This window comes from Bacillus inaquosorum, assembly GCF_023238325.1.
GTDB classification, from domain to species: Bacteria; Bacillota; Bacilli; order Bacillales; family Bacillaceae; genus Bacillus; species Bacillus inaquosorum.
In genome coordinates, this window is record NZ_CP096592.1 from 1,061,643 (window position 1) to 1,086,513 (window position 24,871).

Genomic DNA, 24,871 nt, shown 5'->3' on the forward strand with positions numbered 1-24,871 from the left:
GAGAATCATATGTCAAATGTGCTGTTTTTAAACGGCCCTTCGCATGGTCATGTAAATCCAACCTTAGGTTTAGTAAAAGCATTGGTTAATCAAGGAGAGCGGGTGATTTACTTTTGTACAGATGATTTTCAGTCGAAAATAGTCAAAACAGGAGCAACTTTTAGAAGCCTAGGCGAGCATGCAAAACTACCTAAAGGAAATCCTAACTTGAATAAAGACCAACAATTGTTTGACATGGCATTAAGGATGACGCTATCAACAGAAAAAGTTGTCCAGCATATTCTAGATGTAATAGCGTATGAATCAATTGATTACCTAATTTATGATTCTATGTATCCCATTGGTTGCATCATTGGCCAAATTTTAAAAGTGCCAACTGTAGCCTCCCATGCAGTGTTTGCCAAGCCAGAGGAATTGATACCAAAGAATAAGAATATGGTGGGCATGGGTATAGTGAATGATCATCCGGCTCTAAATGAATATAGAGCGATGGTACAGCGGATGAATGAAACCTTTAATATAGACACTCCAAATCTAATGGGAATGACACCGCATTATGGCGACTTGAACATCGCATATACATCAGATTACTTTGTCACTGACCACTCTGATTATGATCAGAGCTTTCACTTTATTGGGGGACCTGTTTGTATGTTAGAGGAAACAATTGACTTTCCCTTTGATCAGCTGAAAGACAAAAAAGTAATCTTTATTTCCTTAGGAACGGCCTTTAATAAGGTAAACCTAGGTATTTATAGTGTATTCTTCGATGCTTTTCGTGAAGAAAAAAATACTGTGGTGGTCGTTGCAGCTTATAATACAGATCTATCTGCTTTTGATATACCAGAAAATGTAATTCTCGAAAACTATGTTCCGCAAGAAGAGATACTAAAATATACGTCAGTTGCTATTACTCATGGAGGATTGAATACTACAAGTGATTTGGTTTATAATGAGGTCCCTTTTGCAGTAATGCCTATTGGAGGAGATCAACCTTATATGGCGGATCGATTTGCTAAACTGGGAGCGACTGTTATTCTAGACAAAGACACACTAACAACAGCCGAAATAAAGGAAGCATTTAACACTGTCCAAAAACCGGAATATCGAAGTAATCTTAAAAAAATAAAAAAATCCTTTGAGGAAGCTGGGGGTTATGAAAAAGCTGTTGAGGTTATATATGAATTTAAGAAGAAAAAAATTCTTTCCTGAGGATTTGCAAAATAAAAAACACATGTTCATGAGGGACTGACCCCCGTTTTTGAGACAGGGATCAAAACACCTTTTAAACAGCCAATTGCCGATAGCTTATCGGTGATTGGCTGTTTAGTTTCGTTTGAATACGAATGTTGTTATAATAATAAATGTATTCTTTGACAGTGCGTTCTACGATGGCGGTCGTGGTTCGATCAATGCTGTTAAGATAGAACGTTTCAGACTTTAGTGAGGAATGAAACGATTCGATGGAGGCATTATCAGCGGGCGTCCCTTTGCGGGACATGCTCATGGTAATGCCTTTTGTTTTAACAGCTTTCTGATACTCATAAGATGTATACACAGATCCTTGGTCACTATGTAACACGCAGTTCTGAGGCAGTGTTGGCAGCTGATCAAGTGTGTTTAAGACAAAGTCTGTGTCCTGCTTATCTCCAATCGTGAAAGCAATCACTTCTCCATTGTATACATCCAATATACTGGAAAGGTACAATTGTTTCTGTCCATAAGGCAAATACGTGATATCCGTTACTAGTTTTTCAAGAGGATGATCAGACTGAAAGTTCCGATCTAATATATTATCGACCACGGCATATGGCTGCCCATTCTTCTTGCGCCTTTTCACCTTAACCCGGCACTGCCACTGATTTTTCTGCATGATACGCTGAACCGTTTTATGGTTAATACGCATTCCCTTTTTTAATATAGCTGTAATTTTTCGATATCCATATCGATACTTGTGCTCTCGGCACAACGTGCCGATTTGTTTTTTCAAATGGCACTTGGGATGATCTTTCGTCAGGTTCTTCTTCCAACGATAATAAGACGCTCGTGAGATACCTAAATGAACACAGATATCCTGTACGGTCATTGTGCTGTGCAATACTTCTACAAGTTCGACTGACGTTTGGCTATCAACTTCCTTTCCAATTCGTTGTACTTTTTTAAAACTTCATTCTGTTGTCTCAGATAACGGTTCTCTGCCTGCAGTTTCTCTAATTCGGAAGCATACTCCGGACCTTTTCCGTAAGTGTATTGCTTACCAACAGGTTGTTCGAATCGATGTGTATCCCCAGCCTTATGCCACCTAACCCATGTCTGAACCTGCGTCTTATTCTTGATATTCAATTCCTGCATGATCTCTTTCATAGGCACGCCTGCCAATCTCATTTCTACAGCCTTCTGTTTGACTTCAATCGGATAACTCACTCTTGTTCCCATACAAAAAACACCTCCAAGTCTTATTTCGGATAACAACTATCCATTTTCAAACTTGAAGGTGTTTTTTATTTGTCTCATCTTATGGGGTCAGTCCCATGATGAACATGTGTTTTTTATTTTTATAATTATAAAACTTAGCCTATTGACATCTATTCACAAATGGGATAAATTTGACATAGGTTGTTCATAATAATTATTGAACCTAATTTTATAATATCATAATCCTTTAAGGAAGTCAACACTTTTTTTGACAGCTATAGAAAGGAAGAAGGACTATGAATTTATCCCGGATTTTCAATGAGATTCAATTATCGCCACAGTCTAAAACAATGGTGGATCTGCTCAAATTAAATGAAAAAACTAAAGAGTACGGATTGGTTTTAAAACCAAATGATGTAAAAAATTTGGTGGTTTCGAGAAATAAAGTTCTCCATGACCATGCACGAGTTGAACTGGGAATTGAAGTGCTAAAGGAGTTAATTGAGGTGTTTTCAACTTCCCCCTATATGGACCAAGATAATTATGTTGAAACGCTTAATGAGCTTCAGGAGATCTTTTATTATCTTAGAAATGAAACGGAAGATAAGATTGGCGATGTGAAACTTATTAATCAGATGATGGATTATTTTAACGGACCGTGTGCAGGATCTATAGAACTATTAAGAAGTAAAATGGAAGAACTCGCAGATAATTTCAGAAGGGATATGATGCGGCGTGAGTCATTATTTGAAGGTGAGGAATAAAAGTGGAATTAGATAACACCCAAAATCGATTTCGTTCGGTTTCTAATAATACTATTGACCGTTCAAAATTAAAGCGAAGTCAATATATGCTGTCTCTGCTGCAGGAAGGTCAACAGGCGGGAGTTATTACTAGTCAAAGGGCTTACCAAATTCAGGCGGAGATTATGCAGATTCTGCAGCAATTGATCCGGCAGTATACCCAGGGGGAAAGTACGTCGGTCACGACAGAAACAGCTGAAGGAATTATGGTTTCCATACTGTACGCCCTAGATGCCTATGCTCTTGATTTTGAAACACCTGAAGAGGTTATTGTAAATTTAAACGCTGAGAGTGTAAAAGATATACATGACAAAGGTGTTAAGTTGCTCCGCCGTTATTTTGATGATGCCAAACAAATGTATAAGGAATTAAAAAAAATTAAATTAGATGTACCTGTTGATGCCTATAATTTAACTATTGAAGAATCATTACCTGTTTTTATGAACAATTATAATATTATTTTTGAAGCCCAAAATACCATGGCAAGTATTGACTACCCTTTAGCCATTGATGACATGCGACTTCAGGGAGTCTTTTATATTAAACAGTATTTAGAAAGATTGCTTATGGAGACAAGATTCTGTCACTTTTTTAGACATAAGGATCTAATGTATGTGTTGGCTAATTTTGGGAAGATATGTCGCTTTAATTATCGAATAGAGTTATTTAACATATTTGAGTTAATGGTAAATAATTCTGTTTTTTCCCTGTTATCCGGTGGGAAAGCGAATCAAGTCAGAATATCAGAAATTCAATATGATCAGTTGTGCCGAATGTTAATACCGTGTCATGCTGATCAAAGGGCGGAGTTAATTCATGAAGCATTTAATCGATTACAGGAGGAACTGCCAACGGATCAAGCACTTATTAGTTATATAAATCTGTACCGCGATGAATTAATTCAAAGAGTTAATAACGCAGCTGAAATTGGTAGCTTTAAAAGGCTGATTATAAAAGAAATGGAAGAAAGCGAAAAACCAATGACTTTATTGCTAAATGAAAATGATCGTATGAGTGATATTCAAATGCGTAAATTGGTCAACTCTATTATGGAAAGTGAAAATACAGAAGAAAAAGTACAACTAATCCGTGATCATTTTGTTTCGCTCCATGATTACCTAGACTTACTTAATTCAGGTACCCTGTTTAATGAAGAATACAATGCGCTTTTTGCAACTTTCGGAGATATTGAATTGGCTATTTTTTCAAAAATAGTATTTTATGAGGAGTTAAGAGGAGGTATTCAGGATTTCTCCGACATTATTTCTGACTGTTCTAAAGCAAAGAGCGAGTGGGAAGAGCATTACATTGAGTTTATGCAACAGTTAGACGATGAGCGCATTACTACAATTGGTCATTTAATCAACGATATTGACTATGAGGAGATATCGTTTTATTGATTAAAATTAAATTTGGAGGGAAAAAATGAATAATACAGATGCATTACGAGAAGAGAATACGCTTAAGTTACTTTTCACTTATTCATTGCCGATGATTATTGGTTTATTTGTAGGAGCTTCCTATAATATCATTGACAGAGCTTTTATTGGACATGGCGTTGGGGACATAGGGATAGCTGGAATTGCCATTTCTTTTCCGGTTATGATGGGTATTATGGCTTTCGCTAATCTCATCGGTACAGGAGCAACTGCATTGACGTCGATTCGCCTTGGGGAGAACAATAATAATGAAGCTGAGCGTGTAATGGGAAATGCGTTAACCCTTTTGATTTTAGTTTCTGTTGGATTTATAGTTTTGTTTTGGATATTTTTAGATCCTATTCTTGCTGCGTTTGGAGCAAATGAAGAAATACTGCCCCATGCTGTAGATTATACACGAATTATCCTTTTAGCTAGCATTTTTATGATTGTTGGATCGGGTATGAATAACTTTATTAGAGCAGACGGCAATCCGAAAAAATCAATGTTTACCTTGTTGATTGGGTCTATTCTTAATGTCATTTTAGCCCCTATCTTTATATTTGGTTTTGATTGGGGGATGAAAGGTGCGGGCTTGGCTACAGGTATTTCTCAGTTGATATCGTTCATCTGGGTAATGTCGCACTTTTTTACAGGTAAGAGCGTTTTAAAGATTCGCTTAAAAAATATGCGGCTTAGCGGTCATTTGGTGGGACGAATCTTTGCGCTAGGTGGGGGGTCCTTTATTACACAGATGGCAACCAGTGTAATGATGATCGTTATGAATAATGTGATGTTAAATCATGGTGGAAGTACGGCGATCGCAGGAATGAATGTAGTTAATGCGGTGCAAACCTTTATAATGCTGCCTATCTGGGGTATTAGCTTAGGAATCCAGCCAATTATAGGGTATAACTTTGGAGCTGGAAATTATAAAAGAGTTAAAAGTATTCTAGTATCAGCTATGGTATTATCCACAGTAATTGCGGTCGTTGCCTCTCTTTTCATTTATTTTATTCCGGATAGCCTAGTGGCGATATTTAATCAAAACGAAGAGTTAATTCAGTTTGGCAGTCATGCTATGGTCATTTTCCTATTCTTTACGCCGTTACTTGGTTTACAAATTGTTGGAGCGGGATTTTTTCAGGCATTGGGCAAAGCCAAACAATCTATTTTTCTCAGTTTAATTCGACAGGTATTGATCCTCATTCCATTGATGCTAATCTTACCCCCATTCTTAGGTCTAAAAGGGGTGTTGATTTCTGGTCCGATCTCAGATTTTTGCTCTGCAGCTATTTCTGTAACTTTTGTCGTCTTTAGTTTAAAACAAATGCAAAAAGAAATGATTCAAGAACAAGATCCTGGGTCTCGTACCAAATCTGCGGATTTCCACGAATCGAACACGTAAGGTACTAGCCTTTTGAAGCAGGGTATTTTATTGGATATATACTGATAATTAAATAATATTTTTGAGTCAATTCTCTTAGAAGGGGGGAAGGCAGGAGTCGCGACTCTTCCTGCTGGAATAATATGAATTCATCTGGCTCTTATCACATTGCAGATATTGCAAATAGTATAGAAGGTGAGATTAACCGGCTAAAGGCCCAGGTTGATCTATTTTGGGCTAACGAATGGAAGCACTATCAGTCGCATGGTTTGACTGGTGCAAAAGCCGTTATTGAACTAGGTTCTGGGCCAGGTTTTCTTTTAGAGAAGTTGTTAACACATATCCCCCACGCGAATGTGACCGGTCTAGAGATTGATCGCTTATTGGTTGATTATGCCACGGATTATTTAAAAAAGGAAAAACAAAGTAGATGGCAAGTGTATGAGGGAGATATTATTCAGACCGGCATGGAGGACAACACATTTGATTTTGCAATTTCACGTTTGGTATTGGAGCATTTGCCAGATCCTACAAAAGCTATTAAGGAAATATACCGAATCTTGAAGCCGGGTGGAAAAGTAATCTTGGTTGATAATGATTTTGAGATGCATATTATGACCTACCCGCATGTTTCAGGCTTAAGAGAGTTATATGATGCCTACTGTCAAGCTAGGTTTGCCGAAGGGGGCAATCCAAAAATTGGGCGTGAGTTGCCGCAAATTCTAAAAGATGGGGGATTTACTAATGTCCAATTTGATATTGTCAATGCTCATAGTACAATATTAGGAGATGAGATGTTTTTCCAATCCGAAGGTGTTGGAATCCCATACAAGCTGGTACAGGATGGTTTTTTATCAAGCAAAGACCTAGGGAAGATATCGGTTAGCTGGAGAAAGATGGTGCAGGATAAGCATCATGCGATTGTCCGACAATTGTGCCTAGCTGTCGGTGAAAAAACTGTATAAACGCTAGTTCAAAATGCTTTTTAAGGATCTAGATAGACATATGTAAATAAACCAAAGCGTAACCCGTATACTGAACCTTGAAGCAGGGTGTTTTAATCTCTTTATATCAATTACAGTCCCTATGATTTTTGGGGCAATCGCTGCTTAAATCGCAAAGAATGGCGGCGGTGGTTCACTGTCACGGGGGGATTGTGACTGTGAACCAAGTGCTTCAAAATGTTAATTAATAATGATACTACATAAAATGTTGTAATTTTTAACATGAATTAAAAAGTTAACATCGTGAAAAAGGTCTGTTAAAGAAGAATAAGGAAACTTTTTTGTAAGTAGTTAAAAACCCATTTCTAATTAGAAGTGCTCTATGTAAAGGTCAATTTTAGAAATAACTATACAGCGTTAAGTAGAAGGTGATCTCTGTATAAGACAGGGATCATCTTTTTTTATACCATTGCATCTATAGTCATTGTAATGCGTCACATGTCACTTCACTTCACTTCTCTTTTTACTACTGGTAAGCTGCTTTCCATCGGTTCCTAGAACCTCCATCTTTTTCTTTCCTATCAACTCTAATTACTTGTTCTTCAAAAATTTGCGCCGGGAATTTCCCTTTCTCTTTTTCTGAATGAATAATCGTTTAAATGTATCTCTATAAGTGATGCCTTATAGGTGTACCTGACTTTATATAAGGATTAGCTCGAATAATTTGTATATCTTCATCGCCAAATAAATGTTTACTCATTGTTTCTCATCTCCTCACTTACTGAATCCCCCCATTAAACACAAAAGTACCCCATAGGATAGACTTTTTCTAAATTGTCTACTTATAGGGTATATTTTAATTAAGAAGTGGGTTTTATTTTTGTAGCTAAGGTAGTGTGTATGACCCCTGTATTGTTTACTCAGCGTATTGGTCTAAAATCTCTTCTAACACCTCTTCAAGCCCTTCTGCATCCTCAAGCTCTGATTGGCTGAAGCGGACGCGTACGAGCTGTTCTCCGTCATTATACATCTCTTCCAGCCATCCTCGCAGTCCTCTTGCTCTGCGGTCGACTTCGAAAATAATGTCTAAACCGTCTTCGTCTAAAAGGAAAATAAGCTCTAATTCATCAAGCATCTGACGATAGTAGCCTGATGTCGGAATGAACTCAAATTCTTGAACGAACGGAAGGCGGCGCTGGAAGTAAGGTGCTTGTTCGCAGTCTGCTTCGTTAAGGCGGAAGCCCAGGTTTTCGATTGCTTTCAGCACACTTTCGATCCAAGGGTGCGCTTCAACGAAAATTCGATCGTGATCTGATTTGTCAATACCGCCTTGAATGTCAAGGTCTGTCACCACGGCGACCTCTACTTTCCCTACAGTGATTGGTGTATCCAGTGGGAGAATGAATGAGAACGGAAATTGATGCTGTTCTCCAGGCTGAATGGTAAATGAACCAGTGACCCGGAAAGAATGAATTGTAGCGTATTTCCGGTGCTCTTCATCGTCTTTTACAATGACGTACCGTGTATTAAGCTGTAAGTCAATATAGCGGATATCCTGAGCGATTTTTCCGCCATTGACATGTACAGTACCCCGCACTTCCTCTCCAGGATAATATGCGTCTTTCTCTAAAATCGTATCTACTTTTGCAGCACCGATTCCGGCACTTGCCGCAAGCTTCTTAAAAAATGACATGTTAAATCTTCCCCTTTTTCTTTTTCTCAACAGGTATACGTAAGAAGGAGGAAAAAAGATTCATTTGTTTCATACTTTTTTCCTATTATTCGTCCGGCCTAGGGACAGACTAAGAATAATATTGAAAGCAAAGGAGCGGATTGAAATGAATAAAGAAAGTATGGTTGCTGATGAATTACACAGAATGTTTTTGGCTGGTGAACTGCAAATCACGGTAGAAGAGGATATAAACAATATATCTGAACGGCTGAGAAACGGCGATCTCAGTTTAGACCGCTTGAGCGGAGAAGATACGTTTATAAAAGAAACGGTAAACGAGGCTTTAAGAAGAGTGGAGCAATAAAAGGAAGAGACGGTCTCTCGTAAATGAGAGACCGTCTTTTTTATATGACTTTGTTACAGTTCTCTGCAAGATAAAAGCGAATCGATTTGCAATTGTTTATCCAGGATCAAGCCTTTTTCCATCAGGAGTTCAGAAAGTTCTCCATGCAGATAAACAGCTGCATCTAATTGATCACGCAATGCTCTTCGGAGGTGAGGGTTCGAGGTTTCTGTCATCGCGACAGTGTAATTGTTAATGCTTGTTTTTATTGTTATTAAGAAATTAAGTACAAATGCAGGTATGTCTTTGGCGTTTATCGGGTTAGAGACATTGTTCAATGGCAATCCACTTCCTTATTTTCTAGTTCCCGTGATAAGAAAGTATTTGGCTTGCTATCTTGTTTTTATACAAAATGCTATAATGAATAACAAATTTTGTCAGGCGGTGAGATGATGAAACAGATTATTGCGATGGGCGGCGGGGGTTTTTCGATGGAGCCGAAAAATTTGTCCCTCGATCAATATATCATCAATCAATCAGACCGGAAGTCGCCTCGCGTTTGTTTTTTGCCGACGGCGAGTGGTGATTCCCAAAACTATGTTCAGCGGTTTTATGATGCATTTCAAACACTGGATTGTGTGCCGTCTCATTTATCCTTATTTAAGCCGCCGTCAACAGATTTAATTTCTTTTGTTATGGAAAAGGACATAATTTATGTCGGCGGGGGAAATACGAGGAATATGCTTGTGCTGTGGAAAGAGTGGGGGCTGGATCTTATTCTCAGGGAAGCATGGAAGAACGGTGTGATTTTAGCTGGTTTAAGTGCAGGTGCGATCTGCTGGTTTGAAGAAGGGGTGACAGATTCAGCCGGACCGCTGACAAGCATGAAAAGTTTAGGTTTGTTGCAAGGGAGCTTTTGTCCTCATTATGACGGTGAAAAGGATCGGAGACCGATATACCACCAGCTGATATCTAACGAATTCTTGTGCGATGGCTATGCGGCGGACGACGGAGCAGCTCTCCATTTCATAAATGATCAGCTGTTTCAGACAGTGAGTTCAAGACCGGGTGCAAGGGCATATCGGGTGATGATGGGTGATCATGAAATATCTGAAACGCCGCTGTCGGTCAACTATTTGGGATGAATTAGCTGAATATTTTCTATATTCCTCTTTTTTTTCGATTGGTTTTATGTTAAGATGAGTCCGAAATTAATAGTTACTGGGGGTGCCCGCTTTCGGGCTGAGAGAGAAGGTAAGCTTCTTAACCCTTTGGACCTGATCTGGTTCGTACCAGCGTGGGGAAGTAGAGGAATTGTTTTTATTATTGTCTTGCTGGGCAATAATATGTTTCTTTCTGACTGTAACCGGGTTCATTCATTTGAATCCGGTTTTTTGTGCTGGTTATGGGCTTGATTTTGTCCTTTCAAACGAAGAGAGGGGAAGGATAAGTAATGCAAAACAATTCAGTGCAGCAAGCCAACATTTCCATTATGTCGAGTTTTTCGGGGAGCAAGAAAGTGTATGTGGAAGGTTCTTCTTCGGACATCCAAGTGCCGATGAGGGAAATCGCATTGAGTCCGACGACAGGGTCGTTCGGCGAAGAGGAAAACGCGCCTGTGCGTGTCTATGATACAAGCGGACCGTATACCGACCCTGATGTGACCATTAATATTCAAGAAGGGTTAAAGCCGCTCCGCCAAAAATGGATCACGGAGCGCAGCGATGTTGAACAATATGAAGGACGAGCTATAAAACCAGAAGATAACGGTTATAAAAAAGCAAATCCAAACGTAAGCTACCCAGGACTAAAGCGGAACCCGCTGCGGGCGAAAGCGGGTCAAAATGTCACACAAATGCATTATGCCAAAAAAGGGATCATTACACCAGAGATGGAGTTTATCGCAATACGCGAGCATGTGTCTCCCGAATTTGTCAGAGATGAGGTAGCCAGCGGCCGGGCGATCATTCCTTCAAATATTAATCACCCTGAAAGCGAACCGATGATTATCGGCCGGAATTTTCATGTGAAGATTAATGCGAATATCGGGAATTCAGCGGTTACGTCATCAATTGAAGAAGAAGTGGAAAAAATGACCTGGGCCATTCGCTGGGGAGCGGATACGATGATGGATCTTTCCACCGGAAAAGACATTCATACGACGCGTGAATGGATTATCCGCAATTGCCCTGTGCCTGTTGGAACTGTTCCGATTTATCAGGCGCTTGAAAAGGTAAACGGCGTAGCGGAGGATTTAACGTGGGAGATTTATCGTGATACGCTGATCGAGCAGGCAGAGCAGGGAGTGGATTATTTTACGATACACGCTGGTGTTTTGCTTCGGTATGTGCCGCTGACTGCCAAACGGACAACTGGAATCGTGTCACGCGGGGGAGCGATTATGGCGCAGTGGTGTCTGGCTCATCATCAGGAAAGCTTTCTGTATACTCATTTTGAAGAAATCTGTGAAATCATGAAAACGTATGATATTGCTTTTTCTCTTGGGGATGGTCTGCGTCCCGGATCAATCGCTGATGCCAATGACGAAGCGCAGTTTGCTGAATTAGAGACGCTTGGAGAGCTGACACAAATTGCCTGGAAGCATGATGTTCAGGTAATGATTGAGGGACCGGGGCATGTGCCGATGCATAAAATCAAAGAGAACGTCGATAAACAAATGGACATTTGCAAAGAAGCGCCTTTTTACACATTGGGGCCTCTGACGACAGATATTGCACCGGGCTATGACCATATTACTTCAGCGATCGGAGCGGCGATGATCGGCTGGTATGGGACAGCAATGCTTTGTTATGTAACGCCGAAGGAGCATTTGGGGCTGCCAAATCGTGATGATGTTCGTGAAGGAGTCATTACATATAAAATTGCTGCGCACGCGGCAGACCTTGCAAAAGGGCATCCCGGAGCGCAAATACGGGATGATGCGTTATCGAAAGCCCGCTTTGAATTCCGCTGGCGAGACCAGTTTAATCTATCTCTTGATCCGGAAAGAGCGCTTGAATATCATGATGAAACCCTGCCGGCTGAAGGAGCAAAAACCGCTCATTTCTGTTCAATGTGCGGACCGAAGTTTTGCAGCATGAGAATTTCTCAGGATATTCGGGATTATGCGAAGGATAAAGAGATTAGTGAATGGGATGCGATTCAAGAGGGGATGAAAGAAAAAGCCGAAGAATTTGTGAATCAAGGCAGCCAGCTGTATAAATAATAGATTGACAGGCGAAATGGAATACGTTTTAATATAGCTAATATACATTTCCAGCATTTGCTGATCGGAACACCGAAGGCTCTTATCTTTTAGATAAGGGCCTTTTTTGTATGAAAAAAGGAGGGAACAGTGATGGGAATCAAAAAAGAGAAGGGGAGAAAGCGATTCAAGAAGCGAAAAACATACGGAAATCAGATTTTACCGCTGGAGCTCCTGATTGAAAAAAACAAACGAGAGATTATGAACAGTGCGGAGCTGATGGAGGAAATTTATATGAAGATTGATGAGAAGCATACGGCAGTGCGTCACTAAATATAAAAAAACCCGCTATTTACAGCGGGTTTTTGCATTTATATTAAGCATCTTTTTTAATTGGCAATCCAAGGCCTTCTGCCACGCGTTTTCCGTATTCAGGATCCGCTTTGTAGAAATGCTCGATTTGGCGAAGTTTGATTTCTTCTTTTTCTACCGGCTTCATGGCGTTAACAATATTTTTAACAAGGCGGGCACGCTCATCCTCGCTCATTAAACGATAGAGATCACCGGCTTGTGTGTAGTGGTCATTGTGATCGTAGCTTACGCTGTCAGCGATTCCTTGTACCGGATATGCAGCTTGTTTATCCTCAGGTGACTCTTTCGGACCGCCGAAGCTGTTAGGCTCATAATAAACAGATCCGCCGCCGTTATTGTCAAAGCGCATTTGTCCGTCACGCTGATAATTGTTCACTTCGTTGCGTGCGCGGTTGATTGGCAGCGCTTGATGGTTTGCACCGACACGGTAGCGGTGTGCGTCATGATAAGCAAACAGTCGGCCTTGAAGCATTTTATCCGGAGAAACATCAATACCAGGCACGAGTGTTCCAGGTGAGAATGTCGCTTGTTCCACTTCTGCAAAGTAGTTTTCCGGATTTCTGTCTAGAACCATGCGTCCGACCTCGATTAACGGATAGTCTTTTTGAGACCAAACTTTTGTAACATCAAACGGATCGAAGCGATACGTATTTGCATCTTCTAAAGGCATGATTTGCACATATAGTTTCCATGCAGGGAAGTCACCATTTTCGATCGCGTTGAATAGATCTTCTGTATGGTAATCAGGGTTTTCACCGGCAATTTTAGCCGCCGTATTGACATCAAGGTTTTTCACGCCTTGTTCTGTTTTAAAGTGATATTTAATCCATACGCCTTCACCTTCGGCATTTGTCCATTTGAATGTATGGCTCCCGAAGCCGTGCATGTGGCGAAGTGTTGCAGGGATTCCGCGGTCAGACATCAGGATTGTTACTTGGTGTAATGACTCTGGTGAAAGTGACCAGAAATCCCATACAGCTGTAGGGTTTTTCAAGTGTGTTTTTGGATCTCTTTTTTGTGTATGGATGAAATCAGGGAACTTAATCGCATCGCGGATGAAGAATACCGGTGTATTGTTACCGACGATGTCGTAGTTTCCTTCTTCAGTATAAAATTTAACAGCAAATCCGCGTGGGTCGCGAACAGTATCAGCCGAGCCAAGTTCACCGGCAACTGTTGAGAAACGGATGAACAAAGGTGTGCGTTTGCCGACTTCAGAAAGGAAAGCGGCTTTCGTGTATTTTGTTACATCGTTTGTCACTTCAAAATATCCGTGTGCGCCTGCTCCTTTGGCGTGAACGACACGTTCGGGAACACGTTCTCTGTTGAAATGGGCCAATTTTTCGAGTAAATGTACATCTTGGATTAAAGTTGGTCCGCGAGAACCGGCTGTCATCGAATTTTGATTATCTCCAACCGGGGCGCCCCAGCTAGTTGTCAGTTTATTTGAACTCATATGATCACCTCTTGGAATTTATAAAAACATAATATCATCTCTAAGTAAAAAGTCAATATTATTTTATAATTATTATAAAATAGTTATCTCTATTAAGGGATATCTAGTATTAAAAATGTTGATAAACCATTGTTATAACAGCTTATAGGAGAGAGAAAAGATTTTTGAAGAAATGATTTTTTTCCTCTCTATTTGCGAAACAAGCAGAGTAAGTGATAAACAAGGCTGACAAAAATCTCGTTTAAAAAATAGTTGACATATCGGAATAATTTGAATTAACATGATATTCAAACAAAAAAACAATTGGGCAGCTGATCGGACCGCCGAAGGCTCTCATCTCTATAAAGAACAGAGATGGGGGCCTTTTTGTTTTTTTAGAAGGCGGGGTTGGCAGAAAGAGAGGGATAAAAGTGGCTGTGACCATCAGCATCAAAGAAAAGGCATTTGTTCAAGAGGGCCGCAAAACAACGGTCTTGGAGAACATTCAATTATCAATCGCACCAGGTGAATTTCTAACGGTCATCGGACCGAGCGGGTGCGGAAAAAGCACTCTGTTAAAGATTATTGCAGGACTTGATTCTGATTATGACGGGAGTGTTGAAATTAACGGACGCAGCGTAACAGCTCCGGGTATTCAGCAAGGATTTATTTTTCAGGAGCACCGTCTCTTTCCATGGCTGACGGTTGAGCAGAATATTGCCGCTGATTTGAACTTGAAAGATCCAAAAGTCAAACAGAAGGTGGATGAACTGATCGAGATTGTCAGATTGAAAGGATCGGAGAAAGCATATCCTCGTGAGCTGTCAGGCGGTATGTCACAAAGAGTGGCTATCGCACGGGCCCTTCTGCGGGAGCCTGAGGTGCTGCTTTTAGATGAACCGTTTGGTGCACTCGACGCTTTTACAAGAAAACACCTGCAGGACGTGCTGCTGGATATATGGCGGAGGAAAAAAACAACGATGATTCTCGTCACTCATGATATAGATGAATCTGTTTATTTAGGAAATGAGCTTGCGATCCTTAAGGCCAAACCGGGGAACATCCATAAGCTGATGCCCATTCATCTGGCGTATCCGCGAAACCGGACGACTCCGGATTTCCAAGCGATCAGACAGAAAGTGCTGTCGGAATTCGAGAAAACAGAAGATCTAGAGTACGCTGAGGGATCAGGGATATAGAAAGGGCGGAAGCAGAAATGAAAAAAGGACTCATTGTATTGGTTACCGTTTTTTTTCTGCTCGCAGGCTGCGGAGCAAATGGAGCCAGCGGTGATCACAAACCATTGAAAGAAATTCGAATCGGTATTCAACAAAGCTTAAGCCCGCTTTTGATTGCGAAGGAGAAAGGCTGGTTTGAGGATGCATTTGAAAAAGAAGGCATCAAAGTGAAGTGGGTGGAGTTTCAAAGCGGTCCGCCCCAATTTGAAGGCCTTGCGGCAGACAAACTTGATTTTTCTCAGGTCGGCAATTCGCCTGTGATCTCAGGACAGGCGGCAGGGATTGATTTTAAAGAAATCGGTTTATCCCAGGATGGGTTGAAGGCGAATGGCATCCTTGTGAATCAAAACAGCGGCATTCAGGACGTCAAGGACTTAAAGGGAAAGAAAATTGCAGTCGCCAAAGGCAGCAGCGGTTTTGATTTTCTGTATAAAGCGCTTGATCAAGTGGGTTTGTCAGCTAATGATGTGACGATCATTCAGCTTCAGCCCGATGAAGCCGCCTCCGCATTTGAAAACGGATCTGTTGATGCCTGGTCCATCTGGGAGCCGTACTTATCTTTAGAAACAATCAAGCATGGGGCAAAAATCCTTGTGAACGGGGAAAGCACAGATTTATATTCACCCGGATTTACTCTAGTAAGAACAAAGTTTTCAGAGGAGCATCCAGACGAAGTGGTCCGTTTTCTGAAGGTGTTTAATAAGGCTGTTGTGTGGCAAAAGGAACATCCGGATGAAGCCGCGGACTTGTATGCAAACATTAAAGATCTCGATAAAAAGGTCGTCAAAAATGTGCTGAAAAATACTGAGCCTCTGAATGAGGTTATCAGTGACGACATTGTGAAAGCGCAGCAGGAGACAGCAGATTTTCAATATCAAACAAAGGCGATAGACAAGAAGATCGACGTGAAAGAGGTTGTGGATAACACATTTATTAAAAAAGCGTTAAAGGAAAATTCCTCCGGAGGTGATCAATGATGAAAGCAGAGGCTGCAGGTTCGCTGCCCAAAACAAATACGGAGGTGGTGCAAAAAAAGCCCCGAAGGATGAAATACGGCTGGATGAAGGGGCTTTTGCTGCCCGTTGTCATCATTGCCATCTGGCAGATCATCGGCGGCCTTGGTGTTGTGTCCGCTACAGTGCTGCCTACGCCCGTTACGATCGTCCTGACGTTTAAAGAGCTTGTTTTTTCCGGTGAGCTGTTCGGCCATCTGCAAATCAGTATCTATCGGGCGGCGCTTGGTTTTTTGCTTGGCGCAGGGCTTGGCTTGATCATCGGGATTTTGGCCGGATTCTCCAAACGGACGGAGCTGTATCTTGATCCGTCATTGCAAATGCTTAGAACCGTTCCGCATCTGGCGGTTACGCCGCTGTTTATTTTATGGTTCGGTTTTGATGAAGTATCTAAAATATTGCTGATTGCGCTTGGCGCCTTCTTTCCTGTCTATATTAATACATTTAACGGCATCCGCGGCGTTGACGCGAAGCTGTTTGAAGTCGCCCGGGTGCTTGAATTTAAATGGCATCAGCAGATTTCCAAAGTGATATTGCCTGCATCTCTGCCGAATATATTGCTCGGCATTCGCTTATCGCTCGGCATTGCATGGCTCGGACTTGTTGTAGCAGAGCTGATGGGCTCCAGCTCAGGAGTCGGCTACATGATCATGGATGCTAGACAGTTTTCACAAACAAACAAAGTCTTTGCCGGGATTATCATCTTTGCGGTGGTTGGAAAGCTGACGGATTCCTTTGTCAGGCTGCTTGAACGAAAACTATTAAAATGGAGAAACAGTTACGAAGGGTAATATACGTGAAGGGGAGATGGATATGGAAATTCTTTGGTTTATACCGACTCATGGAGACGCGAGATATTTAGGATCTGAAAGCGATGGACGGACAGCGGATCATCTTTACTTTAAACAAGTCGCGCAGGCGGCTGACAGGCTGGGGTATACGGGTGTTCTTCTGCCGACGGGAAGATCGTGCGAGGACCCGTGGCTTACAGCATCGGCGCTGGCAGGAGAAACAAAGGACTTAAAGTTTTTAGTCGCGGTAAGACCCGGTTTAATGCAGCCTTCTCTAGCAGCCAGAATGACATCCACCTTAGACCGCATTTCAGAAGGCCGGCTGCTGATCAATGTTGTGGCAGGAGGCGATCCGTACGAGCTGGCTGGAGATGGCCTGTTTATCAGCCATGATGAACGCTATGAAGCGACAGACGAATTTTTAACCGTTTGGCGGAGGCTTTTGCAGGGAGAAACGGTTTCCTATGAAGGTAAGCATATAAAAGTAGAAAACAGCAATCTGCTCTTCCCGCCGCAGCAAGCGCCGCATCCGCCTATCTATTTCGGAGGGTCGTCACAGGCGGGGATTGAGGCAGCCGCAAAGCATACAGACGTGTATTTAACGTGGGGCGAGCCGCCTGAACTAGTAAAAGAAAAGATTGAGAGAGTCAAAAAGCAAGCTGAAAAAGAGGGGAGATCCGTTCGATTTGGCATCAGGCTGCATGTCATTGCCCGTGAAACCGAACAAGAGGCGTGGGAAGCGGCTGAACGCTTAATCAGCCACTTAGATGATGACACCATCGCCAAAGCGCAGGCAGCTTTGAGCCGATACGATTCTTCAGGCCAGCGGCGGATGGCCGTCCTTCACCAAGGCGATCGGACGAAACTTGAAATCAGCCCGAATCTGTGGGCGGGTATCGGCCTGGTCAGAGGCGGGGCAGGGACAGCTCTTGTCGGTGATCCGCAGACTATTGCCGATCGGATAACAGAGTACCAGGCACTCGGCATAGAATCGTTTATTTTCTCAGGCTATCCTCATTTAGAAGAAGCGTATTATTTTGCAGAGCTTGTGTTTCCGCTTTTGCCATTTGAAAATGAGCGGACGAGAAAGCTTCAGAACAAAAGGGGAGAAGCGGTCGGGAACACTTATTTTGTCAAAGAGAAAAATGCGTCAGTTTAAGTAAAATTCAGTCCCCGAACATGGTATTCAAAAAAGGGGGCTGTTTTTCTGAACACATTGATAAGCGCATCAGTCATTTGCCTGTTAGCTATGCTGTAAGCATGCGGACATTCAAAGTAGATGGAAATCAAAGCTACGGACATCTCAGATCTTGAATGGATGCTGCAGCTTCACAGTCATTCATTGCCGTAGCCGTCAATATCAGTGAAGGTATTTCTTCAGCCGACATGTACATCGAACATTATCAAAAGGGGTAGCTAGTTGAGAGGGTTGGTCCGGTAAGTGCAGATTATTCTAAGGAAAAATCCGATACATTACAATTTGTTTATTTTGAAATCATCAAGATGCGATACTGTATGATGTGGAATTGCATCACTAGAAACGGGCGGCTTTCAGCCGTCTGTTTTACAAAGCAGTATGCTTGCTTTTTTTTATTGTGCGTGATACATTTTAAATCGTAATTATTTCGATTTGAGAAGGAGGCTATATCTTGGCTAAAAAATCAAAAGTGGCAAAAGAGTTAAAACGCCAGCAGCTTGTTGAACAATACGCTGCAATTAGACGCGAGCTAAAAGAAAAAGGAGATTACGAGGCACTCAGCAAGCTGCCGAGAGATTCAGCACCGGGAAGACTCCACAATCGCTGCATGGTAACGGGGCGCCCGAGAGGATATATGAGAAAGTTTAAATTGTCCAGAATCGCTTTCAGGGAGCTGGCCCATAAAGGCCAGATTCCCGGTGTGAAAAAAGCAAGCTGGTAAGAAAAAACTCCGGCCGATTACAGCGCGCCGGAGTTTTTTTCGTTTTTCTTGAAAGAAATGACGTAGGATAGATGCTGTATGATCATGATGATAAACACAATAATTATAGGGAAAAACGGAATGCGCGATTGAAAAAGCGGATAAAAAATGAGAAGAACCGCTGCGGCAGGAAGCGAGAAGTAGACGGCGATATATGACGCGCGGCATGCTTTTGCCGTCATCATCTTCTCTCTTTCGTCCTGCTCTTCAAATTCATCAGGAAGAAGAAGCTTTTTTGCAGCAGGGCGGCTTTTCTTTTGTAAGTACAAATAAACCGCAGACACCGCAACAAACAGTATAAAGGGGGTGAGGTTTAATTCAAACACCATCTCGCCGCTCTTTGTGCGGAAAAAGGATGCAATGCCTTCTGAAGCTTCAAAGTACGAAATCAGCGTCCAGCATGCAAGGCCAAATAGAACAAGTTGAAAAGCTGCTTTTGTTTTCATGCTCATCTTAGTTTTCCTCCTCTAACCAAAAGACATCCTCCATTTTCTTGGAGAAGGCTTTGCAGATTTTCAGTGCTAATAGCAGTGAGGGAACATAATCGCCTTTTTCGATAGCTGCCACAGTCTGTCTTGTGACGCCGACCGTTTCCCCGAGTTTTTCTTGAGAATAGCCGAAACGTGCCCTCAGCTCTTTTACTTTATTTTTCATCATGACGTCTGTCCCCTTCACATTCTCGATTGAATATATTGTATAGTATGCTTAACATTATGTAAATGAAACTTAACATCTTTACAAAAATAAAACTTTTTTTCGACAAAATTTTCATATTCCCTTGACGAAAAATCAATAAACGTGTAACATAAGAAAAGTCAGAGCGGTACTGTTGCTGACAATCACAAATGCGGGTGTAGTTTAGTGGTAAAACCTCAGCCTTCCAAGCTGATGTCGTGAGTTCGATTCTCATCACCCGCTCCATACATACGTTATTAACGCAGTGTTTCGTTTCTCAGATAAACGAAGTATTGCGTTTTTTTATGTAAAAAAGAACACGTCATTCGTGTTCTTTTACGTAAGCCAATGTACTGTATGGGAGCCGCCGTGAATTTGTTCGAACATTTTCGTTAATGATGATAAGAGTTTTACAGCACTGTTTTTTTCAATCGATGGCGGGAAAAAGATGATTTGCAGCATGCTCTTGGTCTCATCTATAACGGGACAGCGATTGACGCTTTTTTTAAAATCGCCAAATATGCCGTTTTGATCAGAGTAAAGCAGTATGTTTTCTTTTTCACCCAATGAGATGCGGACTGGCTCATGAAGCTTGCCGGCATCATAAATCATAATGGGCAGAGAATATTTTAATGAAAAAAAATCGATGGTGTCATGGGCTGAATCCTTGCTTTCCATGAACTGTTCTTTGGATATCGGGATCAGCATGTCCTCCATTGGGGTTGTTTCTCCCTCAAATGAAGGGTTAAGCTGTTTAAAAAGTTCCTGCCATTCCTTGGCGAAGGATTCATCGGATATTCCGCCGTCCGCATAGTCGAAAAACAGGGATTCTTGAAATAGGCGAAGCCTGCCTTTCAGCATTTGCGGAGAGGAACTGACTTCGATATTCTTATAAATCACAGCCGCCGCTTGTAAGCCGGCCGCACGTTCAGTAATAACAGAATCAAGTTTGATATTCACAAGCATTCACTCCAGTTACGGGATATCAACCTATTATAAACCCTGTATTGTTTTATCACAAAGAAAGGAGGCTGTGCAAAACATGAACGTTTATCAGCTCAAGGAAGAATTAATTGAATACGCGAAAAGCATTGGTGTGGACAAGATTGGTTTTACGACCGCTGATACTTTTGACAGTTTAAAAGACCGTTTGATTCTTCAAGAATCACTCGGCTATCTTTCCGGCTTTGAAGAGCCCGATATTGAGAAAAGGGTGACGCCGACGCTGCTTTTGCCGAAAGCGAAATCAATCGTCGCGATTGCACTCGCATATCCTTCCAGAATGAAGGATGCGCCGAGAAGCACGAGAACGGAGCGCAGGGGCATTTTTTGCAGAGCCTCCTGGGGCAAAGACTATCACGATGTGCTGAGGGAAAAGCTCGATCTGCTGGAGGAATTTCTGAGAAGCAAGCATGAGGATATCAGAACAAAGTCAATGGTTGATACAGGTGAATTGTCTGATCGGGCGGTTGCAGAACGGGCCGGCATCGGATTCAGTGCGAAAAACTGTATGATTACAACGCCTGAGTACGGCTCTTATGTGTATTTGGCAGAAATGATTACGAATATACCTTTTGAGCCTGATGTGCCGATTGAAGATATGTGCGGCTCTTGCACGAAATGTCTGGACGCCTGCCCGACGGGAGCGCTTGTAAATCCGGGACAGCTTAATGCGCAGCGCTGCATCTCTTTTCTGACCCAGACGAAAGGATTTTTGCCTGATGAATTCCGGACAAAGATCGGAAACCGCCTGTACGGATGCGATACGTGCCAAACGGTGTGTCCTCTTAATAAAGGGAAGGATTTTCATCTTCATCCGGAAATGGAGCCTGACCCTGAGATAGCCAAACCGTTATTGAAGCCGCTCTTGACCATCAGCAACCGTGAATTTAAGGAGAAATTCGGGCATGTCTCAGGTTCTTGGCGCGGGAAGAAACCGATTCAGCGAAACGCCATTCTCGCCCTTGCCCACTTTAAGGATGCTTCCGCACTGCCTGAATTGGCGGAACTGATGCATAAGGATCCGCGTCCTGTCATCAGGGGAACAGCTGCATGGGCAATCGGGAAAATCGGAGACCCCGCATACGCGGAAGAGCTTGAAAAAGCGCTGGAAAAAGAGAAGGATGAAGAGGCAAAGCTGGAAATTGAAAAAGGAATTGATTTGCTAAAAGCTTCAGGCATGACTAAACAAGGCCTGTCTTGACATACGTATAGAGAAGAAGGAAAAAACACTTGAGATGCATCCAAGTGTTTTTTCTCTATAAAAAAGTATGGCGGGTGGGGTGAGCTTGAAGCACATTTTAGAACAATTAGCGGAGGAGCGGCTGAGCTATCTGGTTAACGGGCATGCTATGAGACAGGAGTCTGAAGTCGGAGACCTTGAAGTCATGGAGCGAAAGAAGAAGCTTCTGGAAAAACGTAAAGTTGACATTATAAAAGCGAAAGCGAAGGCCGTCATCGATCATGTACGGATTGAGGATGACGGAACGACCTGCATTACGTATACCATTCATTACGAATACGTGTATAAGGAGCAGGACGACAGCTTGTATATGGAAGAGCAAATAGAGGAGCGGATCGCTTTTCTTTATGATCACATTTTGATTAGTGATCAGGAAATTGCGAAAACACCGGCTGGATTTCATGAAGGCACCAGTATTATTGACTATTCTCAAGAGGACAGGGAAGCGTTTGGCAGAGCCTTTCAATACGATCGCCTTGGTGCTGTGCAATATGCCGAGAAATTTTGGAACAAGCGCAACCCGGCTTATAAAAATTTCAGCGATAACTGCACGAATTTTATTTCTCAGTGTCTCCATGCTGGAGGCGCACCGATGCGCGGCCATCCGAACAGAGGATCAGGCTGGTGGATGAAGCAAAGTTCCTGGAGCTACAGCTGGACGGTGGCTCACTCTATGAAAATGTATTTGGCGAATTCAAAGGCTGGCCTTCGTGCAGTGCGGGTTAAATCTTCGGAAGAGCTGATGCCTGGCGATGTGATTTGCTATGACTTTGAAGGTGACGGCCGGTTTAATCACACAACGATTGTCGTGGCAAAGGACAAAGGCAATATGCCGCTTGTCAATGCCCAGTCCTATGACAGCCGGATGAGATATTGGTCATACGAGGATTCTACGGCATACACGCCGTCAATACGATATGCCTTTTTTCATATTCTTGATGATACGACAAAAGAGTAATTAATGATATAATGATGGGCGGATAAGAAAAACAGAGGTGAACATTGTGGCATTACATGTCGTTTTATATCAACCAGAAATTCCCGCTAATACAGGGAATATTGCACGTACTTGTGCAGCAACCAATACAACGCTCCACCTGATTCGTCCGCTCGGCTTTTCAACGGATGATAAAATGCTGAAGCGTGCCGGACTCGATTATTGGGAGTTTGTGAACGTTGTGTATCATGATTCGTTAGAAGAATTGTTTGAGGAATATCAAAAAGGCCAGTTTTTCTTTATCACGAAATTTGGCCAGCAGCCTCATACATCGTTTGATTACACTGATCTTGACGAGGATTATTTCTTCGTGTTCGGAAGAGAAACAAGCGGTTTGCCAAAGGATTTAATTCAAAATAACATGGACCGCTGCCTGCGTCTTCCGATGACTGAGCACGTTAGATCGTTAAATCTGTCCAACACTGCGGCGATTCTCGTTTATGAAGCGCTGCGCCAGCAAAATTACCGTGATTTAAAATAGTGAAAAAAACCCGCTCATCAATGATGGGCGGGTTTTTTTATGTTATTAGAGATGCTTTGTTTTGTATTTGGGCTTAACAACGTAACAGTGTTATGTTACAATGAATCCATCGAAGGAGCTGGACTTATGGAAGAACAATTAATCTCTAAAAAAGAATTACTTGAAAAAACATCGATTTCTTACGGTCAACTGTATCGGTGGAAGCGAAAAAACTTAATTCCTGAGGAATGGTTTATTCGCAAGTCCACATTTACAGGGCAAGAGACGTTTTTTCCGAGAGAGGATATTTTAAAACGCATTTCAATGATTCAAAAGATGAAGGAAAATTTGTCACTGGATGAAATGAGGGAAATGCTGTCACCGAAAATGAAGGATGTCAGCATGACCGCTGATGATTTGATTCATAAAGGTTTGATTTCAAGGACTGCTCTTGATGTCTTTTCAGAAGGCGGCGAGAATTCGGTTTTTTCTTCCCGCGATCTGCTTTCGCTGTATGTGCTTGAAGGGCTGCTGCAGTCCGGAAATGTCAGCTTGGCAGAAGCGAAAATGGCTGCAGGGGTGTTAAAGCAGCATGATACTGAAGAGATCAAGAAACAGACGGAGCTGATTGTGCTGCGGAAGCTCGGTGTCACAACCTGTTTTATAGCAGCTGCAGCGGACAGCATTCTGTTTGAATCGTCCGTTAAGGTCGTGGAACGGGTAGATTTAGCTAAGGCGTCAGAGGAATTAAAAACAACATATATGCAGGAGGGCCATCAATGGATGTAATGGAAAAGCTGGTGATAAACGGATCAGGAAGTTCAAAGGGAGGAACATTTCAATCAGTTGAAATTAACGGCAGCGGAACAGTCGCCGGGGACGTGGAGTGTGATACTTTTTCTTTTAATGGAACCGGAAAAGCTGACGGCAGCGTCAAAGCGAAAGCGGTAACCATCAGCGGTTCAGGTAAGATACATGGAGACGTTGAAGCAGAATCTATTCGGATTAACGGAACAGGTTTAATTGAGGGAGAGGTATCTGCAAAACAATTGAAGATTGCTGGATCATCAACATTTGGCAGTACAGTCAAGGCTGATGACATTGTCATTAGCGGAAAAGCAGTCATGGAAGCGGATTGTGAAACGGAAACCTTTCAATCGGAAGGGAAATGCAAAGTCAGCGGGCTTTTAAACGCTGACCAGGTGATCATTAAGCTTTCTGCCGGTGAAAGTTATGTACGTGAGATCGGCTGCCGCCATCTTCAAGTGACAGGAAGAAAAGGGATGCTGACAATGCTCAGACTGATGCCGCAGCCTGTTTTAACGGCTGAACTGATCGAAGGTGACGTGATTGAACTGACAAATACAAAGGCGAAAACCGTGCGCGGAAATAAAGTGAAAATCGGACCGAATTGCCAGATTGAAACCGTGGAATACAGCGGGGACTATACTTGTGATCCGAGCGCATCGGTAGAAACATGCACGAAGATGTGAGGAGGATCGT

25 protein-coding genes, 1 tRNA gene, 2 pseudogenes and 1 riboswitch are annotated in these 24,871 nt (G+C 42.2%); of the genes and pseudogenes, 21 read left to right on the top strand and 7 right to left on the bottom strand.

Annotated features, from left to right (window positions below):
• The first annotated feature begins 9 nt into the window (after positions 1-9).
• Complete coding sequence (locus tag M1M80_RS05025) at positions 10-1,212, top strand: macrolide family glycosyltransferase (protein WP_060398944.1); 1,203 nt, start codon at positions 10-12, stop codon at positions 1,210-1,212.
• A gap of 73 nt (positions 1,213-1,285) precedes the next feature.
• On the opposite strand, the gene M1M80_RS05030 is transcribed toward M1M80_RS05025, so the two are convergent.
• Positions 1,286-2,436 (bottom strand): IS3 family transposase gene (locus M1M80_RS05030; RefSeq protein ID WP_134981034.1). Its coding sequence is split into 2 segments (ribosomal slippage): positions 1,286-2,163 and positions 2,163-2,436, totalling 1,152 coding nucleotides; the frame shifts between segments, so codons are not numbered across the junction.
• Positions 2,437-2,711: 275 nt separating this feature from the next.
• On the opposite strand from M1M80_RS05030, the gene M1M80_RS05035 reads away from it, so the two are divergent.
• The 4 genes from M1M80_RS05035 (at position 2,712) to M1M80_RS05050 (ending at position 6,988) form a co-directional block, all read left to right on the top strand.
• A complete protein-coding gene (locus M1M80_RS05035) occupies positions 2,712-3,179 on the top strand; it encodes a DUF6323 family protein (protein WP_019713722.1) in 468 nt (155 codons plus the stop codon).
• Positions 3,180-3,181: 2 nt separating this feature from the next.
• The gene (locus tag M1M80_RS05040) at positions 3,182-4,618 is read left to right on the top strand and encodes a DUF6179 domain-containing protein (protein ID WP_060398224.1); all 1,437 of its coding nucleotides are present in this window, start codon (positions 3,182-3,184) and stop codon (positions 4,616-4,618) included.
• 25 nt (positions 4,619-4,643) lie between these two features.
• On the top strand, positions 4,644-6,044 hold the full coding sequence (locus M1M80_RS05045; RefSeq protein ID WP_060398225.1) for an MATE family efflux transporter: 1,401 nt from the start codon (positions 4,644-4,646) through the stop codon (positions 6,042-6,044).
• Between the two features lie 122 nt (positions 6,045-6,166).
• Positions 6,167-6,988, top strand: coding sequence for a class I SAM-dependent methyltransferase (locus tag M1M80_RS05050; protein WP_019713725.1), 822 nt, complete (start codon positions 6,167-6,169; stop codon positions 6,986-6,988).
• Between the two features lie 895 nt (positions 6,989-7,883).
• Here M1M80_RS05050 and spo0M read toward each other — a convergent pair.
• Positions 7,884-8,660: a sporulation control protein Spo0M gene (gene spo0M / locus M1M80_RS05055; RefSeq protein WP_060398226.1), complete on the bottom strand. Its 777-nt coding sequence runs from the start codon at positions 8,658-8,660 to the stop codon at positions 7,884-7,886.
• A 139-nt stretch (positions 8,661-8,799) separates the two neighbouring features.
• Between spo0M and M1M80_RS05060 the strand changes: the two genes are divergently transcribed.
• Positions 8,800-9,003: a hypothetical protein gene (locus tag M1M80_RS05060; RefSeq protein WP_080030861.1), complete on the top strand. Its 204-nt coding sequence runs from the start codon at positions 8,800-8,802 to the stop codon at positions 9,001-9,003.
• 53 nt (positions 9,004-9,056) lie between these two features.
• Here M1M80_RS05060 and M1M80_RS05065 read toward each other — a convergent pair whose 3' ends face one another.
• Positions 9,057-9,320, bottom strand: a complete 264-nt coding sequence (locus M1M80_RS05065; protein WP_060398227.1) for a spore coat protein — start codon at positions 9,318-9,320, stop codon at positions 9,057-9,059.
• A 114-nt stretch (positions 9,321-9,434) separates the two neighbouring features.
• On the opposite strand from M1M80_RS05065, the gene M1M80_RS05070 reads away from it, so the two are divergent.
• The 3 genes and pseudogenes from M1M80_RS05070 to M1M80_RS05080 all read left to right on the top strand — a co-directional run.
• Complete coding sequence (locus M1M80_RS05070) at positions 9,435-10,127, top strand: Type 1 glutamine amidotransferase-like domain-containing protein (protein ID WP_060398228.1); 693 nt, start codon at positions 9,435-9,437, stop codon at positions 10,125-10,127.
• A 68-nt stretch (positions 10,128-10,195) separates the two neighbouring features.
• A riboswitch (TPP riboswitch) is annotated at positions 10,196-10,303 on the top strand.
• Positions 10,304-10,435: 132 nt separating this feature from the next.
• On the top strand, positions 10,436-12,208 hold the full coding sequence (gene thiC / locus M1M80_RS05075; RefSeq protein ID WP_003239647.1) for a phosphomethylpyrimidine synthase ThiC: 1,773 nt from the start codon (positions 10,436-10,438) through the stop codon (positions 12,206-12,208).
• Positions 12,209-12,340: 132 nt separating this feature from the next.
• Positions 12,341-12,536 (top strand): annotated as a pseudogene (locus M1M80_RS05080) (FbpB family small basic protein); the annotation flags it as partial.
• A gap of 27 nt (positions 12,537-12,563) precedes the next feature.
• Here M1M80_RS05080 and katA read toward each other — a convergent pair.
• On the bottom strand, positions 12,564-14,015 hold the full coding sequence (gene katA, locus M1M80_RS05085) for a catalase KatA (RefSeq protein WP_060398229.1): 1,452 nt from the start codon (positions 14,013-14,015) through the stop codon (positions 12,564-12,566).
• 410 nt (positions 14,016-14,425) lie between these two features.
• Here katA and M1M80_RS05090 point away from each other — a divergent pair, with 410 nt between their 5' ends.
• From M1M80_RS05090 to rpsN, 6 genes and pseudogenes are all read left to right on the top strand, one after another.
• Positions 14,426-15,193, top strand: coding sequence for an ABC transporter ATP-binding protein (locus tag M1M80_RS05090; protein ID WP_003239643.1), 768 nt, complete (start codon positions 14,426-14,428; stop codon positions 15,191-15,193).
• Between the two features lie 17 nt (positions 15,194-15,210).
• The gene (locus tag M1M80_RS05095; RefSeq protein ID WP_060398230.1) at positions 15,211-16,209 is read left to right on the top strand and encodes an aliphatic sulfonate ABC transporter substrate-binding protein; all 999 of its coding nucleotides are present in this window, start codon (positions 15,211-15,213) and stop codon (positions 16,207-16,209) included.
• The gene (locus M1M80_RS05100) at positions 16,206-17,036 is read left to right on the top strand and encodes an ABC transporter permease (protein ID WP_080428979.1); all 831 of its coding nucleotides are present in this window, start codon (positions 16,206-16,208) and stop codon (positions 17,034-17,036) included. Before M1M80_RS05095 ends, M1M80_RS05100 begins: the two co-directional genes overlap by 4 nt.
• A gap of 22 nt (positions 17,037-17,058) precedes the next feature.
• Complete coding sequence (gene ssuD, locus M1M80_RS05105) at positions 17,059-18,195, top strand: FMNH2-dependent alkanesulfonate monooxygenase (protein WP_060398231.1); 1,137 nt, start codon at positions 17,059-17,061, stop codon at positions 18,193-18,195.
• A gap of 120 nt (positions 18,196-18,315) precedes the next feature.
• Positions 18,316-18,530, top strand: a pseudogene (locus tag M1M80_RS05110) (hypothetical protein); the annotation flags it as partial.
• 155 nt (positions 18,531-18,685) lie between these two features.
• Positions 18,686-18,955 carry a 30S ribosomal protein S14 gene (gene rpsN, locus M1M80_RS05115; protein WP_003239638.1) on the top strand — a complete coding sequence of 90 codons (270 nt, stop codon included), beginning with the start codon at positions 18,686-18,688 and terminating at the stop codon, positions 18,953-18,955.
• Between the two features lie 17 nt (positions 18,956-18,972).
• Here the strand turns inward: rpsN and M1M80_RS05120 are convergent, their stop codons facing one another.
• The gene (locus M1M80_RS05120) at positions 18,973-19,446 is read right to left on the bottom strand and encodes a hypothetical protein (protein WP_060398232.1); all 474 of its coding nucleotides are present in this window, start codon (positions 19,444-19,446) and stop codon (positions 18,973-18,975) included.
• 1 nt (position 19,447) lies between these two features.
• Positions 19,448-19,648 (bottom strand): helix-turn-helix transcriptional regulator, encoded by a 201-nt coding sequence (locus M1M80_RS05125; protein WP_060400008.1) that lies wholly within the window; start codon positions 19,646-19,648, stop codon positions 19,448-19,450.
• A 193-nt stretch (positions 19,649-19,841) separates the two neighbouring features.
• Between M1M80_RS05125 and M1M80_RS05130 the strand changes: the two genes are divergently transcribed.
• A tRNA-Gly gene (locus tag M1M80_RS05130) sits at positions 19,842-19,915 on the top strand.
• 90 nt (positions 19,916-20,005) lie between these two features.
• Here the strand turns inward: M1M80_RS05130 and M1M80_RS05135 are convergent.
• Positions 20,006-20,629, bottom strand: a complete 624-nt coding sequence (locus M1M80_RS05135; RefSeq protein ID WP_060398233.1) for a B3/B4 domain-containing protein — start codon at positions 20,627-20,629, stop codon at positions 20,006-20,008.
• Positions 20,630-20,711: 82 nt separating this feature from the next.
• Between M1M80_RS05135 and queG the strand changes: the two genes are divergently transcribed.
• The 5 genes from queG to M1M80_RS05160 all read left to right on the top strand — a co-directional run bounded on the left by queG (position 20,712) and on the right by M1M80_RS05160 (position 24,861).
• Positions 20,712-21,872 carry a tRNA epoxyqueuosine(34) reductase QueG gene (gene queG / locus M1M80_RS05140; protein WP_003239634.1) on the top strand — a complete coding sequence of 387 codons (1,161 nt, stop codon included), beginning with the start codon at positions 20,712-20,714 and terminating at the stop codon, positions 21,870-21,872.
• Positions 21,873-21,939: 67 nt separating this feature from the next.
• Positions 21,940-22,869, top strand: a complete 930-nt coding sequence (locus M1M80_RS05145; protein WP_080428980.1) for an amidase domain-containing protein — start codon at positions 21,940-21,942, stop codon at positions 22,867-22,869.
• Between the two features lie 37 nt (positions 22,870-22,906).
• Complete coding sequence (gene trmL / locus M1M80_RS05150; RefSeq protein ID WP_072183318.1) at positions 22,907-23,389, top strand: tRNA (uridine(34)/cytosine(34)/5-carboxymethylaminomethyluridine(34)-2'-O)-methyltransferase TrmL; 483 nt, start codon at positions 22,907-22,909, stop codon at positions 23,387-23,389.
• Positions 23,390-23,515: 126 nt separating this feature from the next.
• Positions 23,516-24,157 (top strand): YhbD family protein, encoded by a 642-nt coding sequence (locus tag M1M80_RS05155; RefSeq protein ID WP_060400009.1) that lies wholly within the window; start codon positions 23,516-23,518, stop codon positions 24,155-24,157.
• The gene (locus tag M1M80_RS05160) at positions 24,148-24,861 is read left to right on the top strand and encodes a bactofilin family protein (RefSeq protein WP_003239629.1); all 714 of its coding nucleotides are present in this window, start codon (positions 24,148-24,150) and stop codon (positions 24,859-24,861) included. Before M1M80_RS05155 ends, M1M80_RS05160 begins: the two co-directional genes overlap by 10 nt.
• The last annotated feature ends 10 nt before the right edge of the window (positions 24,862-24,871 follow it).